Below are 16,776 nucleotides of genomic sequence, written 5' to 3'. Positions count from 1 at the left end.
TGAGCCATGGTTACACCCGCTACTGGCTAATTTTGCTTTAATACGAGGCTTTTCGGCTGACTTTAATAAACCAACACCACATATAATAGAATCAAAATAAAACGATTAAACAACCCGGGTCCTAAGAAATTCATATTTTCTTAGGACCCGGGTTGTTGTCGTACGTTGTGGACATTTTTGAAAACTAATTAAATACGACTGTTTTAGAGCGATAATCGCATTTGATGCTCGCTAACCGATCGCAGTCCCCGGTCAGCATTAAGCCGGTGATGGTCACTTACTTTGGTAAATTAGTCAGTTTAAATTGTTGCCGGTAGGTATTTGGTGAGAGTTGGACGTGCTTTTTAAAGTAGTGGTAAAAGTAAACCTCGTTTGAAAAGCCGAGCCGTTCCGCGATACTTTGAACCGTCAAGTCGGTCGTAATGAGGAGTTGCTGGGCGTTATGAATTCGAACGTGTTGGGCATAAGCGCTGATGGTTTTCCCGGTCTGCTTTTTAAGTAGGCGGTTAAGGTACTCCGCGTTGTAATGGAGTGCGGCTTCAATATCCTTACGGGCGATGTTGCCGTAATGGTTTTCGATTAAGCGAATCGTTCGGTTAACCAGGTAATCATCCTTGGATAGGTCGAGTGAAACGGTCGTTAAACTGAAGCGCGCCGTATCTTCTAACGCGTTTAAAAGCCGTAAAACGAGACCCGCTTGAAAGTAGGCCGCGCCAATTTTACGGGTCGCAACTTCCTGTTGCAGGGAGTCCAAGATAATTTTAAAGGTCTGGTTGGTATACGGAATACTCCGCGAGAATTCCAGGTAGTTGCGTTGCCAAGCATTATTTTCCGCGAGGTTGTGGTTCAGAAAACTGAAAATTGGTCCGTCCAGTGGCACGCCCGTTAATAATTGCGTTAATAGGGTCCGGGATAAGTTGATGAACATCACGGTCGTATGGGGCGCTAGTTGCTCAGAATGGATGATTTGCGGATTCAGTAGGCAGCCCTCGCCGGCAATCAGGGTCGTTGTTTGGTCTTCCAAATGGTTCGTGATTTGCCCGGCGAGCACGTACATCAATTCGAAGTCGCGGTCGCGGTGCATTTCTTGATAATCCGCGGCTTCAAAGGTCGTGACGTTCCCGGCCTGAACCTGGGTGTACAAGACTTGAGCGGTAACCCTTTTCTTATAAAAGATGGCCATGGGCGCGTGCGTTGTAATTTCAGCGTCGTCGGTAGCCGTTCGTTTAGTGAGGTCGTCAAAAGCGGAATTGGTCATGGAACTGCCTCCTTTCGTGCTAAGTTGGAAAATTACAGTAAGCGGTTTCTAAATGTCGTTTATGTGCATTATAGCACAGCCTAAATTTCAGTAGACTGAACTTATCGAAGGGATTGACGAGCATGCATACAAAAATTAATTTAAATCAAAATTGGCTTTTTCATCGGGGCGAATTGGCAACCCCGGTCTTAAAAACGGCTAAGAAGGCGCAGGCCTTTGGCGGTTTAACGGCGCCCATGCCGGATGAAGCGGGAGCGCGGGTACCCGTGAGCCCGGGGGGCACCCACTTCTTAAAGTTGATTTCGCAAGGCCACGTTGAACAGGGCCTGCGAAATCTGGCCGGAACGGACTTAACGAGTACGGTCGATGCCGACTGGCAAACAGTAACACTTCCACACGATTGGAAAATGACGCAGCCCTACGTCAACGACCCGCAAAATTTAATGAGTGGGTCCAAACCGGACGGGGTTGGCTATTACCGCCGCACGTTTGACTTGCCGGCGGCTGGTTATCAGCATCAACGTTACGTTTTACATTTTGATGGCGTGATGCGGATGGCGGACGTTTGGTTGAATGGCAGCTACCTCGGGCATAACAATAGTGGTTACACGGCCTTTGAGTTTGATGTGACGGCGATGGCGCGTTATGGCAACGAAGGGACGAACGTTTTACTCGTGCGGACGGATACGACCACTGGTCCTGAAGGCTGGTGGTATGAGGGTGCGGGTATTTACCGTTCGGTCTGGTTGGAAGCACAACCACTAGTGGCGTTAGATCCAGACAGGGCCTACGTCTATACACAAAAAATCAATGCGACCAACGCAACCATGCAAGCGGAAGTGGCGGTTAAAAATAACAGTGCCGCGGCCGTAACGGTCCAGCCACAACTGGTCATAGCCAGCCAAGCGCTGGCGTTTGAAACGCAAACAATTGCGCCACAACAGACGGTTCAATTTGAACAATCGTTCCAGTTGGATTCGCCTAAGCTGTGGTCGCCGGAACATCCCGATTGCTACACCGCTAAGTTTAAAATTGACGGTGACGAAGTGGTCAAAACTGTCGGGATTCATACGTTTGATTATACGACGACTGGGTTTTATTTAAACGGTCAACCGTACGAATTACACGGTGTTTGTGAACACCAAGACTTTGCGGGCGTCGGAATCGCCTTAGACCAAGATATCGTGGACTACAAGGTTCAACAAATGAAGAAAATGGGTGTGAACGCTTGGCGTAGTACCCACCACTTTGCGGCCGAAGAACTGCTCCGGGCTTGTGACCGGTACGGGGTCATTGTAATTAACGAGAACCGCTTGCTGGAAAGTACGCCGTGGCGCTTAGCTGATTTGAAGCGGATGGTGCGTAAGAGTCGCCAGCACCCATCAATCGGTTTTTGGTCAATTGCCAACGAAGAAGTGAGTGGCAATACGTCGGTTGGGAGCCGCATCGCGAAACAACTCGTTCAGACGATTAAGCAGTTGGACCACGAACACCTCGTGATTTCAGCCGAATTATTAACACCAGAGGGAAAGGTTGATCCAGAATACATCGCTAACTTGGACGTTCTCGGGGTGAACTATCCCGAAGCCGGCGTCATGGGTCCGGGGGCGAAGCTAATTAAAGCACACTACCCCGACTTACCAATGATGAGTACCGAAAACGCCTCCTACTTTTCAACGCGGGGCGTCTACCAAGATGATGGTGACCAGTGCCAGACTAATAACTTTGGTTCGCTATATTCGATGGTTTTACCAGGCAAGCGGCAGCCGGGCGACCCCGGCGTTGGTGGTACGGCCACCCCAGAAACGGTGATGGCGTACCTGCAAGCTCACCCGTACATGGGCGGGGTCTTCCTTTGGACGGCCTTTGACTACTACGGTGAACCGTCGCCATTTGGTTGGCCCGGGATTAGTTCCCAATTTGGAATCGCCGACCTATGCGGTTTCCCTAAGGACTACTATTACTACTATCAGGCTCACTGGACTAAGACACCGATGGTCCACGTCATGCCGCACTGGAACCAAACTGGATTGGAATTGACGGCGGATGGTCAAACGCGGGTGCGCGCTTTTAGCAACGCGGCCGAAGTAGAGCTACTGGTTAATGACCACAGTTATGGCCGTAAAACGGTTCAAGATTGCCAAGTTAACTGGCAGGTCCCATACGAAGCGGGCACACTGACGGTCATTGCTTATCAAGCTAACCAAGTTGTGGCGCAGGATCAACGCATCACCAGTGGTCCGGCCGTTAAGGTTGCGGTTGAGCGGATTTTTAACGGAAACGCGACTGATTTATACCGGTTAACCGCCCTGGATGCGGCTAATCAACCAGTCGCAACGGCCAACGATAGCGTGAAGCTTGAAATTTTAGCTGGTCAATTTGTTGCCACGGGTAATGGGAATCCGGCTAACTTACAGTTAAGTCAAGCTGACCAAGTCACTTTGTTTAACGGTCACGCCTTGGTCATCCTCCGTGCAAACAGTCAAAACGAGCCGACTCAGTTGCGGGCCCACTTACAAACGGAATTTGTGCACCAGTGAAATAGACATAGTGAAAGTGATTTTTGAATATGGTGGAGTGAAATCATTCACCATATACTTTAATTGTTGAATGAAAGCGCAAACATAATTAAAAAAACGAAAGGACGCGCAGATTATGACGAAGAAAAAATTAGCACTGGCTTTCGGAATCCTGAGTATGAACCTATTGTTAATGTCCGGATCCGTGGTTGGAGCAGCGATTGCCGCCATCAGCAAATCATTCCCAGACGAACCAATTTCAAAGGTCCAAATGTTAAGTACGATTCCCCAATTAGGCCAATTGATTGCGACCTTAATTTTCACTTGGTTAACTTACAAGATCACTCGTAAAAACATTGGGCTACTGTCCGTTGCGTTCGTAGCGGTCAGCGGGTTGCTACCAGTCTTCTTCAATAGTAGCTTAAATATGATTTTGGCCTGCATGGTTGCCATGGGTTTTGGGTTAGGTTTAATCAGTAACGTGGGCCCCGTATTACTTCAAGAACACTTTGAAGGTGAACAACGGGCAACCGTCATGGGCTGGGCCGTTGGTTTCAATAACATTGGGATGATGGCCTTTACCGCGATTGGCGGGGTGTTAGGTGGCGCAAACTGGCGCAACTTATTCTGGATTTACCTACTGGCCGTTGTGATTTTCCTTGTCGTGTACTTCATGGTGCCACAGAGTCCTAAACTGACTAATAAAGCCGCCAATAATGAAAAAACGAGTTTTCTTAGTAGCATTAAAGGCTTGAGCGGGTACGTTTACGTGCTCCTCCTCGTTACCTTTGTGACTTCGTTAGCAATGATGATCTTCATGTCAAACCAATCGATTCTATTAGCTGCGAAGGGTAACGGGACGGCCTATACTGCGATTGTTACCGCCATTGGCAACGTCGGTGGGATCTTGACCGCGTTTGGCCTGACCTATCTCCGGAAGCTGACTCGCCAAGATACGATGGCCTGGGGCTTTATCGCCTTTGCCCTCTCATTTGTCTTCGTGGTCTTCTTCGCTAACCCCGTTATGCACGTCATTGGGAACATGTTCTCCGGAATGGGAATCGTGATGGTCAATGCAACGGTGCCATATGAATTATCGATTTTAGCTAATCAAAAGCAATTCCCAGTTGTGATTGCGATGAATACGCTGGTGACTTCGTTTGCTGGTGTGATGACCCCAGTTCTCTTGGCGGTTGCTAACATTAGTGCTGGTGGCGCTTCCTTCATTGCTGGAATCGCAATTAGCGTGGCTGCGGCTGGCTTACTCTTTATTTCCCGCTTCGGTTCCCGGATTGAAAAAATTAGCCGGAACCGCAAAAGCGGCCATGGTCAAAGCCCCGTCAATCAAGGCGCGTAACGGCCAAAGAAAAATGTAAGCGGATTAATAAGAAAGGTTGAGACGCAAATGCAAATTAAAGAAATTCAACTGGACGAACAGAATCCGAACGTCACCCTAACGGCGTACTTACTGGCTGATTCTGCGGAAACGGTGAAGGGTAAGCCCCGACCCGCGGTGCTGATTTGTCCCGGTGGCGGCTACTTTAGTTGCTCAGATCGGGAGGCGGAGCCAATTGCGCTTCAGTTTAATGCGTTGGGCTACCACGCTTTCGTGTTACGCTACACGGTCTATCAAGACGGGACCCTGAGCTTTCCAGACTTATCGAAGCCCTTACCCGTTAAAGCTGATCGGCTGTACCCGCATGCTCTAAGAGATTTAGGGCGGGCCGTGCTGACGGTTAAGCATCACGCGCAGGACTGGCAGGTTGATCCCGACCAACTGGTACTATGTGGCTTCTCGGCGGGCGGTAACAACGTTGGGCTGTACGCGACTAATTGGAACCAGCCTATCTTGACGGACTATCTGAACGTGACGCCAGCTGAATTAAAGCCGTTGGCCGTTATCATGGGCTATCCGTTGACGGACTACCACTTGATTATGGAAGACTTGAAGCATAAAGCCGACCCGATGGACCTGGCTTTTATTAAGGCGTCGAACGTCGCGCTAGTCGGTGAAGCTGAGCCGGACGATGCCACCCTCACCAAGATTAGTCCAGCGTGCCAAGTAACGGATCAAACGCCACCGTGTTTTATTTGGACAACGGCTGGCGACCAGCTCCTTTCAAGTCGGCATTCGCTACGGATGGCGGCTGCGTTGGCCGCGCACCACGTCCCATATGAGTTGCACGTGTTTGAAGACGGCCCGCATGGCTTAAGCTTGGCCACCCAAGCAAGCAGTGAGTCGCGGTCGCAAATCAAACCGGACGTGGCGCAGTGGATGACGGCTTGCACCGGCTGGCTTGCCAAGCGGCTTTCGCTGCATTTGCCGGCGTTGTCAGACTTTGAACGGATGCAACAAGGATTGCGGTAACCACCACCGTTTTTCCTTGGTAATAGTAATGATAATTATTGACTTGACTAAAACCGCTTTCAAAAAGCGGTTTTTTAGTTTATCGTTAAACGTAGACGAAAGGGGCGTTGGCAATGCAACGGTGGTTTAAATTAATCGTGGTCGTACTGGGCGGCCTATTACTAAGTGGCTGTTCAGCGCGAACGGCTAAGCAGACCAAGCAGCCGACGATTACCATCATGGCGCCGTACTTAACGAGTAACGCCCCCGCTAAGCAGGGGCCGGTAACGCAGCGGCTAGAAAAGATGACCAAGACGCACCTAAACTTTCGCTGGTATACCAATGACTCGTATAGTGATAAGGTCAACGTCGCGATGTCGGCGAGCCAGTTGCCGGACATTATTGTCTTTAAGGAAAAGGACGCCAGCTTCATTAAGTACGCTAAGTCGGGCGAATTTTGGAACCTAACGAAGTACTTGAAGAAGTATCCTAATTTGGCGAAGGCCAACCCGCAAGTGTTGCGTAACTCGAGCATTAACGGCCAAATTTATGGGATTTACCGCTCGCGTGACATTATGCGCGCGTCGGTGACCCTCCGGAAGGACTGGCTCAAAAAATTAAAGCTCAAGACGCCAACGACGTTACCGGAGTTGGAGAACGTGATGCGCGCGTTCACTGAGGATGATCCGGATGGAAACGGCAAGGATGATACGTACGGGATGTTAGTCAATAAATGGTACGGCTTAAATAACGGAGCCCCGTGGGAAATTGTAGCGACCTGGTTAGGCGCCCCCAATGGCTGGGGTGAACGGAAGGACGGTTCGTTGTACCCGGCCTTTATGTCGCCGGCCTATTTGAAGTCCCTGAAGTGGTTCCGTCAAGCCATCCAAAAGGGCTACATTAATCCCGATTTTGCGACTTCGACCGATAGTCTGATTACGTCGTTTATTAATCAACGTGGCGGGAGCTTCATTCAGCCCGCTTACGGGATGGCCGAGTTAAGTGAGCGCTTGAATGACCAGCAACTCAAGCAAATTTACGCCTTCACGGGGAACTTAAAGGCGAGTGCTTCGGCCACGCAGCATTCTTGGGCGACGAGTGGTTACAGTGGTTTGTTGGCGATTCCGAAGGCGAGTGTTAAAACGAAGGCCGAATTGAATCGTATTTTAAAGTTTCTGGACCAGGCGGACAGTAAGCAGGGCCAAGTGTTGATGAATAACGGGATTGCTAACCAAAACTTTAAGGTCGATCCGGATGACCGGCAGTACGGGACACCGTTGAAACCGGGTTCAAAACGCTACCGAGAAATTACAAACGATACGATTGCGATTTCTCAAGTCAAGACGGGCGTGAATGCCAACAACGAGGCCTACCGCATTGTGTCAAAAACGCTACAACCAATTGCGGATAAACGCTATGCGACAATGGCGGCAGATCAAAAGCATGCCGTGAATAATGAAGCGGCGCCGTACGTGTCGGCCACCTATTCGCGCAACGGGGCGGTGCTTGATAAAATTATTACGGATGCTCAGGTGCAATACATGGCTGGTGAAATTGACGACCAGCAGTGGCAGCAGGCGATTGATAAGTGGCTTGATGCAGGTGGGCGGCAAGTTATTCGTGAGTATAGTCAGCTGAATCAGCAGCGGTCAAGTGAATAGAATTGATGGATTAAGGTTGGGAGCGGTTGCTTCGAGCCTTATTTTTATGGGGAAGTGCGGTGAAACGTGTTCGGCCCAGCTGACCGCTGTGCTTGCTACGCTAAGTCGCCATCGCATAACCCGCGATAACGCCTTAGCTAGGCAATGCTCAAGGTCAACCCGCTGGGCCTCACACTCTTCCTATTTTGTATTAAACGCGTAAAAGATGGTTAATAATAGAAAAAATGATATAATATTAATAATAAATATAGAGCGTCACAAACAACTTAAATTGAAACCGTGGTTAATTTATTTAGAGGGAGCGTGGAACAACATGGCACACAAAAAATCTGATATCGAAATCGGCGCAGAGCAACTCTTAGCAGCGCTTGACGGTGATTATTCGCACGTGACCGTCCACCGGCGTTCACTTACGGACGGGCCCGCTTTTACCCCAAGCGAAATTCGCGAGTTACGCAAAAAGCTCACCTTTAATCAGGACACCTTTGCGACTGTTATGGGAGTTGAGCTCCAGACAATCAAGGACTGGGAAGCCGGACGTTCCCATCCTTGTAAGGTTGCGGAGCGGTTACTAGAAGTGCTCTACAAGCAACCGAGTGTGAAAACGTTGCTGATTTAAACGTTAACTTAGGAAGGAGTTTTAAAAATGGCTGAAAAAAAGACGGACTTGGAGCGGAGCTTGGAAGAGATGCGGGCCGCCCTTGAGGATGGTGATTATACGGGAATGACTGTCAATCGCGTTAAACTTACAGACAAGCCCGCGTTTTCACCCCGTGAAATTCGTGAGCTGCGCGAAACGCTCACCTTTAACCAAGAGACCTTTGCGACTGTCATGGGGGTTAAGCTCCGGACAATCAAGGACTGGGAAGCCGGCCGCTCTCATCCTAGTAAGGTTGCGGAGCGGTTGTTAGAAGTGCTCTACAAGCAACCGAGTGTGAAGCAGTTACTGGTTTGAATATGATTCAGAAAAGCGCTGACTCGTTTGAGCCAACGCTTTTTTACGCCGTAATATGCAGTATTTGCATGCGTACTTTCTAGTCCGCTTATTTTAGATTCGAAGGCTTTGCACCCAATTTTTTTAATTACTAGAAGCCGGGTGCTGCTTGAGCCAATCTGCTAAGAAGTTCAAAAAGGTTTTAAGCGCGGCCTTATCATTGTACTGATTATATATAACATCCGCAGAATAGGCGGCGTTACTGACACCCGCCACTGGTAAGTAGGTGATTAATGGATTGTTGGTACGTTCCCGCTTTAAGAAAACGCTCGGGTAAAAGCCGACACCGTAGTTAAAGGCGACTAGTACGTCGCGTTGTTCTAAGGTAGCGACCCGGCGAATTTGGTCACGGTCAATCTGATCAGCGAATTTTTCCATAAAGATATTTTGAAGAAAGTTCGAATCGGTCGGACTATAATAGAGAATTTTTAATGATCCCAGTTGGTGCAAATCAAAAGTATCTTGCTGACTCAAGGGATTTAACTGGCTGACGCCAACGACTAGGTTGCCCTTAACAATTGATTGTGAGTAGAGGTTGGCGTCTTCTAAACTCAATGTTTTGTCGTAGGTCGGCGTTAATGCGAAGTCTAGTGATCCGTCGGAAACGTGATCAGCTAAGCGCTGGCCGTTTTCTTCCTTGAAAGTTAGTTTGATTTTGGGGTGATCGTTCACAAAATCACGTAATAGTTCTTGTAATAGTAGCGCCTGGTTGGCGGATGAAAAGCCAACTTGGAGGTTGCTATTTTTTTGATGCTTTTCGAGCGCAATCCGGTTGACCGCTGTGTTGTAGCTGTTGACGATGTCCTGGGCACTGACTAGAAACTGTTTGCCCATCGGTGTTAATTCGGTATTGTTTTTTTCACGGGTAAATAGGGTCGTTCCCAATTCGGCTTCAATTTGGTTCATTTGTTTGGAGACAGCTCGTGGTGAAAGAAATAATTTATCAGCGGCAGCTTTAAAACTACCATAGGTGGCAATTGCGAGAAAAGTCTTTAATTTCGTGGTTTCCATAGTGTTTTTTCTCCCATCAATTTTGTGTTGAAATGAACAATCGGTTCAGCTGGGGTCCATTTAGTCACTGTTCAGATCCGGCTTAGCTACCTACAATGATATTGAAAACGTTTTTACAAGGCAAACTAGTTTACCGACACATGCTCACTAATTCATTAAGCGGTGGTCACACCGCAAGGCTTACGGCCAGAATTTGTCTGAGTACGCTTGCTCATTATAATTCAATGTCAAATTGATTGCACGGAGGTGATTCGCTTGAGCACTTCATACATTGCTTTAATCGGTTTTTTGATGATGTTTATCATTATTTATCTCTTGTTGAAACAGAAAGTCAGCACGATGTTTGCGTTTTCTGTTGTCCCGATTATTGGGGCGATTTTGGTCGGGATGTCACCGACTGCCCTTGGTAACGCGCTCGAAAAGGGACTTGGGATGACGACACCAGTTGCCTTGATCATGTTATTCTCACTACCATATTTCATGATGATGGCGGATACTGGACTGTTTAACGAGATTGTCCGTAAGATTTTACGGCACGTCACGATTACGCCGCCAGTTTTGACGAGCTTGACCATCTTGGTCGCTATGATTGTTGGCCTGGACGTCAGCATAACGTCAATTTATATTATTGCTATTCCACTCTTGTTACCGTTTTATAAGAAGTTAAAGATGAGTCCGATGCTACTGATGTTCTTTACGACTCTCGGGGTGATCAACACCTTCGATGTACCATGGAGTTCACGGATGTTACGGGCGGCTTCATTGGTTCCCGAAGTGAAGGGTGGTCCGATTAGCCTGTTTTCACGAATGTTTCCGACTCAGGTTGTCTTCACAATTTTATTATTTGTGATTGCGATCATTATTGGTTTACGGATTCAGCACCAGAATAAGAAGTCCGGGGAAGCGGTTACGGATGATGGCAATACTCAGGACGCTGCCGAAAGTATTCACGACGATCCCGAACTTGCTAGGCCAAAATTGTTCTGGATAAACGTCCTATTCACGATTTTTCTAGTATTTTGTCTGGTTGCGTTTCCGACCGTTCCGTCTTATTACGTCTTCGCGTTTGGGTTAGTCGTGGCGTTTGCTTACAATTACCCGAACATTAAAATGCAAAATAAACTATTAAAAAAGTACGCCAAGTCGCTGATGCCGGTTATGCCAACAATTCTATTATCTGGGGTCGTTGTCGGGGTCATGCAGTACAGTGGCATGATGAAGGCAATGGTCAATGTCTTACTCAACGTCATTCCGTCATCACTTGGTCCGTGGGTCTACATCATTATCGCGCTACTTTCAACGCCATTGATGTTCCTGTTCACCAACGATACTTGGTACTACGTTTTGCTACCAATCGTAATCTCAATCATGAAAGCCTACAACGTACCTGGTGAAATTGTGGTTGTTACGCTATTCATGAATATGGGAGCGATGTTAACTCCGATTGCCCAACCGCAAATTTACATTGGGACTAACATGACGGGCGATGCCATCACAGTACCAGAATTTATTAAGAAATGCATGTTGCCAATTTGGGGTCTAAGTATCGCTTGGACACTAATTGGATTGGCACTAGGTGCATTCCGTTAACTTGAAACTGCTAATTATTTATTAAAGGAGCGTATTAAAATGAGTACACCAAAAATTGTTAAAATGGACGTTTATCCCGTTGCGGGTTATGACAGCATGTTACTGAACTTAAGTGGGGCGCACGGCCCGTATTTTACCCGTAATATCGTTGTGCTAACGACTAATGAGGATCAAGTCGGGGTTGGTGAAGTCCCTGGTGGTCAAGCGATTACCGATATCTTGGAAAAGTCAAAGGACTTAGTGATTGGTAAAACGTTGGGCGAATACAAGGGTATCTTGCAAAATATGCGGACTAAGTTTGGTTACTTAGATGCCGGTGGTCGTGGTAACCAAACCTTCGATTTACGGAAGATGATTCACGCCGTAACTGCCGTTGAAACGGCCTTTCTTGATTTGATTGGGAAGCATTTCCACGTTCCCGTTGCTGCTTTGTTGGGTGATGGGCAACAACGAGAAAACGTTGGTGTGTTAGGCTACTTATTCTTCGTTGGTGATGCCAACAAAACGGATTTGCCTTACTTGCAAAACGATGATAACTCGGATGACTGGGGTAAGTTACGCCGTAAGCCAGCAATGGACGCGGATTCAATTGTGAAATTAGCTAAGGCGGCCTACGATCGCTACGGCTTCAAGACCTTCAAACTTAAGGGCGGTGTCTTAAAAGGTGAAGACGAAGTTCAAGTGATGAAGGCGCTCCATAAAGCCTTCCCAGATGCCAAATTAGACTTGGATCCAAACGGTGGCTGGTCATTGAAGGAAGCCTTGAAGTATGCGGATGAAATGAAGGACGTACTCCATTACATTGAAGATCCGTGTGGTGCGGAAGACGGCTTCTCTGGTCGTGAAATTTTGTCTGAATTCCAGAAGAAGACCCACATGCCAACGGCGACAAATATGGTCGATACCGATTGGCGGCAAATGTCACACGCAATTGCCTTAAACGCCGTTTCGATTCCGTTAGCTGATCCGCATTTCTGGACGATGGAAGGGGCCGTTCGGGTCGCGCAACTTTGTTCCGAATTTGGGTTGAATTGGGGAATTCACTCTAACAACCACTTTGACATCTCATTAGCGATGGCTGTGAACGCTGCTGCCGCTGCCCCTGGTGACGTTTTTGATATTGATACGCACTGGATCTGGCAAGACGGTCAAAACTTGACCAAGAACCCTTACCAAATTCGTGATGGTCAAGTTAAGGTTTCGGCAACCAACGAAGGGCTCGGAATCGATATCGACTTGGATGCGATTAAGAAAGCAAACCAGTTGTACATCGATAAACACTTAGGTGCTCGTGATGACGCGGCGGCCATGCAATTCTTAATCCCTGGTTGGAAATTTGATCCAAAGCGTCCGGCACTTGTGCGTTAATTTTCGAAAGGACTGGCACCAATTGAAAAAAGTATTAATTAGTGAAAAAATTGATCAGACGGCTAGTGATATGTTGACTAAGGCCGGGTTCGACGTCCAAGTGGCGTCTGGTGTTGACGAGGCAACGTTGACGAAAGAAATTCAGGGGGCTTACGCCTTGATCCTACGTTCCAGTAAATTGCCGAACGCGGTCATCGACCAGGCAGACCAGTTAAAGATTATTTCGCGGACGGGTACTGGCGTGGATAACGTCGATATTGACGATGCCACTAAACACCAGGTGCTGGTTGCCCGTGTTAACGGGGCCAATGCCTATTCAGTTGCCGAATACGTTATTACCCAAATTTTGACTCTGAGTCGGCGAATTTTGAAGTCGAATGCCGCCTTTCAAGCGGGTAAAATTACCAATGAACAGGGGGCTTCGTTACCAGGACTAGCCGTTAAAAATGATTTAAACGGTCACGAAGTTCGTGGTAAGCGGCTCGCTATTCTCGGTCTAGGTCGAATTGGTCGGGTAATCAAGGGCTTAGCGCAAGCACTCGGGATGGACGTTGTAGCTTACGATCCGTACGTTAAGAAAGCTGACATTCCAATGATGACCGACCTTGATGAACTTTATCGGACTAGCGATTTTATCTCAGTCAACATGCCACTAACACCGGAAACTAAAAACATGATTAGTAAGACACAGTTAGCTGAAATGAAATCAACTGCTTTCGTCATTAACGCGGGGCGTGGTGGTATCGTGAACGAGCGGGACTTGGCCGCTGCGCTTAACGCTGGTGAGATTGCCGGCGCCGCACTGGACGTCTTTGCGACTGAACCGCCAAAAGCCGATAACCCAATGTTTACTGCTAAGAACGCTATTCTGACGGCGCACATTGGTGGAACGACGGTTGAAGCAATGCGCGCGGTTGCTAAGGGAGCTGCACAAGCCGTAATCGATTATGCAAACGGTAAGGAACCCGAATTTACGGTTAACTACGATAAAATTAAGCATTAATCGACGTGACAAACAATTTGGGGTAAAACCCGAAAATTTAAAATAATAAATAGTGTCAATCGCTGTTTTATGGCGATTGACACTATTTATTTATTCCACGGATGTGGATGTGAAAGCTGAAAATACCCAGCAGATTAGTATCAATCGAAGCGATTAAGCATTAACAAATTGAATTGGGTTGTCTACGTTATAAGTTTAGGTCTAATCCGGCACTCCTTTGCAATCTAGTCGAAACGTGTTTGGCCCAGCTGACCTCTGCGCTTGCTACGCTAAGGCGCCATCGCACAACCCGCGATAACGCCTTAGCTAGGCAATGGTTTGAGTTCGTTCCTCCTCTGCGGCCTAGCCGAAACGTGTTCCAGACCAACTGACGCCTGTACCTGCTACGACAGCGACACAACGCCAAACCCGCGTCATGTCACTGTCTAGGCAGTGTCTTAGGTCTAATCCGGCGCTCCTCTGCAATCTAGTCGAAACGTGTTTGGCCCAGCATGGTCCTGCGGTTAGCTACGCCACCGGCACCACGCCCAACCCACGTAATGCCGGTGGCTAGGCTAATCCTCAGACCAACCCGCTGGGCCTCACACTCTTTCCCTCACGCCTGCTTCCGATACTGCCCCGGCGTCATCCCAAAATGCTGCTTAAAGACCCGGTTGAAATAGCTCGGTTGATAGCCCGCCTCCGTCGCAATCACGTTAATTAACTTAGTACTACTACGCAACGCCTCCTTGACAAAATTGAGCCGCAACCCGGTCAAGTAATCCGTATAGGTTGTATTAGTTTGCGTCTTAAAGACCTTGCTGAGCGTATAGCTGTCCAGATTGAATTGGTCGGCAGTCTGCTCCAGTGACAGCGTCGGGTCGCTAAAGTTCGCCTTTAAATAGCTGAGAATGCGCTGCATCTTTTCCTGAGCCGTTTGCTGGTGGGTCGTCTGCAAAAGGTGTAGGGTCGGCTGCAACAAACTCGCATTGATCAGTTGTGCGAGGTCGGCTTGACGGAAAAGCGGCGCGGCACTGGCGAGTAGCTCCTGCTCGGTCGGCAAGGCCGCGAGTGGTAAGCCGTAGTTTTGAATTAAGTTCCGGACGTCGAAGTACAATTTTTCAAGGCTGTTAAAGAGAACGATTTGCGGGCGCTGCGCTTCAAAGTAATTCGCTAATAAGCGGTCAAGCGCGGGCGCCAGTGGCGCAGCGTCCAGATTTTTGAGCGCGGTTAAGAGCTGTGCTTCACTCACATCGGCAATTGGTAGGTGGACATTAAAGGTGTTCACATCAATCGTTGCCAGGAGGAGTTCTTGATTGGCCAACCGCAACTGCTGGTAGCTGGCGGCGGCCTGAATGCGGTTAGCGGCGGGCTTTAACTGGGCCCAGTCGTGCACGGGCATGCCGATGATCACCGTGACGTAGCGGGCCAGCAGGTGATTCAGACTGGCACTGACTTGGCGGTAAAACTGATGCAAAACGCCCGCATCGACGGCCGGTGTCAGCAGCGTGACCGCGTGTTCTTCGTTATCGATCGTATAAGCGGATTTGAGGTGCTGCTTAGCGAGGTCGCTGACGACGTTGTTGAACATAAAGTTGGCCAGGTTGGGGTCGTCGGTGACCCGGTGACTGGTCGGGCTGATCGTATCGGTGATTTGAATCCGAATAAAGCAGACCGGGTTGCTAGTGATCGACGCCAAACCTTGGTGGTGCGCCTTTTGGTCAATTTCGGCGGTGCCGAGGTAGGCCAACCGTCCCTGAATCGCCTGCACGAGAAAGTTGGTTTGGAGGCGTTCTTTGTCCTGAGCGGCCGTAACGGCGGCGGTACTTTGCTGATTGAGGAGTCGCTCCCACTGGTATTGCAGGGCTTGTAGTTCATCGGTCGGCGTCCCCGCCAAGCGCATCATCGTTTGGACCGGGGTGTAGAAGTTTTGCCGGAACCAAATGACGAGGGCGGTGAAGAGCCCGAAAACGATGAAGCTAATGATGATGATCCAAATTGAAACGTCACTGATCGCGTCGAAGATGTTACTGAGTGAGAGCAAACTATAGTAAGTCCAAATTTGACCGAGGTGGCTGACCTGGTATTTCAAGACCCGATAACGGCGGTTGCCGTACCACACCACTGATTTCTTAGCGGCGGGTAAGACTTTGCGGAGGTCGTCGCCAAACGGCTGGTGGCCGGCCACGACTAGCGACGAGTGGTTATGCCCGACGGTTGGGGTGTAGCGGCTGATCAGTTTGTCAGTCGCCACTTGAATAATCAGGGTGGCTTGGCGGTTACTTTGGGTACTCCCAACCGGTTGCAGGAGGAATAATTGGTGATGGTAGTAGCGCCACTGACGAGTTTGACTGGCTTGGGCTAGTGGCTGGTAAGTCGAGAGGGTGTTCTGACTGGTCCCACTGGAATTAATCACGTAGGGGTGGGCGGTCGCGACAAAGATTACCGCCGCGTTAATTAAGGTTGAATCGTTTTCTAATAGGAAAAGTTGGTTACTGGCCTGGTTCAACGGCGCTAAACTCGTCGGCACGGTTTGAAGCGACGCGGGGAGCTGATTAGCGTTTAGCGCGGTGCTAAGTGTGTAGGCGTACGTTTCGAGGTTGCTGACCTGGGTGTTGGCTGTTTGAATTTGGCGTTTGATGCTGGTGGCGGACTGACTCATCAAATGATTTTGAATCGGTCCTTGTAGCAATAAGTTAAAGGCAATGACAATTAAGTAGATTGATAGAATAATTAACCCACCAACCGCCATCATCTTACGTTTGAACGTCCATTTAACTAGTAACCGGTGCATCTTGGTCCCCGCTTTCGCCAACTCGAATACGTCCATTGTAACAGAATAATGTGAGCGCTTACAGATTATTTCCCGGGAAATATGTGAAATCAAGAACAATTGAGACGAAGTAACCGCACCCAATAAATCGGCAAGAAAGTCTAATTGTGGAAATTTAAAGTGCGATTAATAATAAACTTGTGCTTGATAAGGCGGACCTGCGTCAGGTTCACCCGGCAGAAACGGTTGCGGTTGTGAGACAACTTCAACCAT

The 16,776-nt window shown here is 48.6% G+C and carries 12 protein-coding genes; 9 read left to right on the top strand and 3 right to left on the bottom strand.

Going from position 1 to position 16,776, the window contains the following annotated elements; all coding sequences use genetic code 11:
* Positions 1–277: 277 nt before the first annotated feature.
* Positions 278–1,258: an AraC family transcriptional regulator gene (locus FFM79_RS06105; protein ID WP_137642582.1), complete on the bottom strand. Its 981-nt coding sequence runs from the start codon at positions 1,256–1,258 to the stop codon at positions 278–280.
* Positions 1,259–1,380: 122 nt separating this feature from the next.
* On the opposite strand from FFM79_RS06105, the gene FFM79_RS06100 reads away from it, so the two are divergent.
* The 6 genes from FFM79_RS06100 to FFM79_RS06075 all read left to right on the top strand — a co-directional run bounded on the left by FFM79_RS06100 (position 1,381) and on the right by FFM79_RS06075 (position 8,740).
* Positions 1,381–3,798 carry a glycoside hydrolase family 2 TIM barrel-domain containing protein gene (locus FFM79_RS06100; protein WP_137642581.1) on the top strand — a complete coding sequence of 806 codons (2,418 nt, stop codon included), beginning with the start codon at positions 1,381–1,383 and terminating at the stop codon, positions 3,796–3,798.
* A gap of 115 nt (positions 3,799–3,913) precedes the next feature.
* Positions 3,914–5,134, top strand: coding sequence for an MFS transporter (locus FFM79_RS06095; protein ID WP_137642580.1), 1,221 nt, complete (start codon positions 3,914–3,916; stop codon positions 5,132–5,134).
* Between the two features lie 48 nt (positions 5,135–5,182).
* Positions 5,183–6,145 (top strand): alpha/beta hydrolase, encoded by a 963-nt coding sequence (locus FFM79_RS06090; protein WP_137642579.1) that lies wholly within the window; start codon positions 5,183–5,185, stop codon positions 6,143–6,145.
* Between the two features lie 113 nt (positions 6,146–6,258).
* Positions 6,259–7,785: an extracellular solute-binding protein gene (locus FFM79_RS06085; RefSeq protein WP_137642578.1), complete on the top strand. Its 1,527-nt coding sequence runs from the start codon at positions 6,259–6,261 to the stop codon at positions 7,783–7,785.
* 313 nt (positions 7,786–8,098) lie between these two features.
* The gene (locus FFM79_RS06080) at positions 8,099–8,404 is read left to right on the top strand and encodes a helix-turn-helix domain-containing protein (RefSeq protein WP_137642577.1); all 306 of its coding nucleotides are present in this window, start codon (positions 8,099–8,101) and stop codon (positions 8,402–8,404) included.
* 27 nt (positions 8,405–8,431) lie between these two features.
* Positions 8,432–8,740 (top strand): helix-turn-helix domain-containing protein, encoded by a 309-nt coding sequence (locus FFM79_RS06075; RefSeq protein WP_137642576.1) that lies wholly within the window; start codon positions 8,432–8,434, stop codon positions 8,738–8,740.
* Positions 8,741–8,863: 123 nt separating this feature from the next.
* On the opposite strand, the gene FFM79_RS06070 is transcribed toward FFM79_RS06075, so the two are convergent.
* Positions 8,864–9,790, bottom strand: a complete 927-nt coding sequence (locus tag FFM79_RS06070) for a LysR family transcriptional regulator (RefSeq protein ID WP_137642575.1) — start codon at positions 9,788–9,790, stop codon at positions 8,864–8,866.
* A 255-nt stretch (positions 9,791–10,045) separates the two neighbouring features.
* Here FFM79_RS06070 and FFM79_RS06065 point away from each other — a divergent pair, with 255 nt between their 5' ends.
* Genes FFM79_RS06065 through FFM79_RS06055 form a run of 3 tightly spaced genes read left to right on the top strand, consistent with a single transcriptional unit; the run spans position 10,046 to position 13,751 of the window.
* Positions 10,046–11,380, top strand: coding sequence for an SLC13 family permease (locus FFM79_RS06065; RefSeq protein ID WP_137642574.1), 1,335 nt, complete (start codon positions 10,046–10,048; stop codon positions 11,378–11,380).
* Between the two features lie 39 nt (positions 11,381–11,419).
* Complete coding sequence (locus FFM79_RS06060) at positions 11,420–12,748, top strand: enolase C-terminal domain-like protein (protein WP_137642573.1); 1,329 nt, start codon at positions 11,420–11,422, stop codon at positions 12,746–12,748.
* 22 nt (positions 12,749–12,770) lie between these two features.
* On the top strand, positions 12,771–13,751 hold the full coding sequence (locus tag FFM79_RS06055) for a hydroxyacid dehydrogenase (RefSeq protein ID WP_137642572.1): 981 nt from the start codon (positions 12,771–12,773) through the stop codon (positions 13,749–13,751).
* A 595-nt stretch (positions 13,752–14,346) separates the two neighbouring features.
* On the opposite strand, the gene FFM79_RS06050 is transcribed toward FFM79_RS06055, so the two are convergent.
* The gene (locus FFM79_RS06050; RefSeq protein WP_170177397.1) at positions 14,347–16,524 is read right to left on the bottom strand and encodes a helix-turn-helix domain-containing protein; all 2,178 of its coding nucleotides are present in this window, start codon (positions 16,522–16,524) and stop codon (positions 14,347–14,349) included.
* Positions 16,525–16,776: the final 252 nt, after the last annotated feature.

This window comes from Lactiplantibacillus modestisalitolerans (assembly GCF_005405425.1).
GTDB lineage: Bacteria > Bacillota > Bacilli > Lactobacillales > Lactobacillaceae > Lactiplantibacillus > Lactiplantibacillus modestisalitolerans.
Note: the sequence above shows the minus strand (reverse complement) of the source record. Positions and strands in the feature narration are given on the sequence as shown.

Bases quoted from the DNA above. Each gene is read 5' to 3' on its own strand.
- FFM79_RS06075 (WP_137642576.1), top strand. From the start codon at position 8,432: ATGGCTGAAAAAAAGACGGACTTGGAGCGGAGCTTGGAAGAGATGCGG.
- FFM79_RS06050 (WP_170177397.1), bottom strand. From the start codon at position 16,524: ATGCACCGGTTACTAGTTAAATGGACGTTCAAACGTAAGATGATGGCG.
- FFM79_RS06070 (WP_137642575.1), bottom strand. From the start codon at position 9,790: ATGGAAACCACGAAATTAAAGACTTTTCTCGCAATTGCCACCTATGGT.
- FFM79_RS06090 (WP_137642579.1), top strand. From the start codon at position 5,183: ATGCAAATTAAAGAAATTCAACTGGACGAACAGAATCCGAACGTCACC.
- FFM79_RS06080 (WP_137642577.1), top strand. From the start codon at position 8,099: ATGGCACACAAAAAATCTGATATCGAAATCGGCGCAGAGCAACTCTTA.
- FFM79_RS06100 (WP_137642581.1), top strand. From the start codon at position 1,381: ATGCATACAAAAATTAATTTAAATCAAAATTGGCTTTTTCATCGGGGC.
- FFM79_RS06095 (WP_137642580.1), top strand. From the start codon at position 3,914: ATGACGAAGAAAAAATTAGCACTGGCTTTCGGAATCCTGAGTATGAAC.
- FFM79_RS06085 (WP_137642578.1), top strand. From the start codon at position 6,259: ATGCAACGGTGGTTTAAATTAATCGTGGTCGTACTGGGCGGCCTATTA.
- FFM79_RS06105 (WP_137642582.1), bottom strand. From the start codon at position 1,258: ATGACCAATTCCGCTTTTGACGACCTCACTAAACGAACGGCTACCGAC.
- FFM79_RS06060 (WP_137642573.1), top strand. From the start codon at position 11,420: ATGAGTACACCAAAAATTGTTAAAATGGACGTTTATCCCGTTGCGGGT.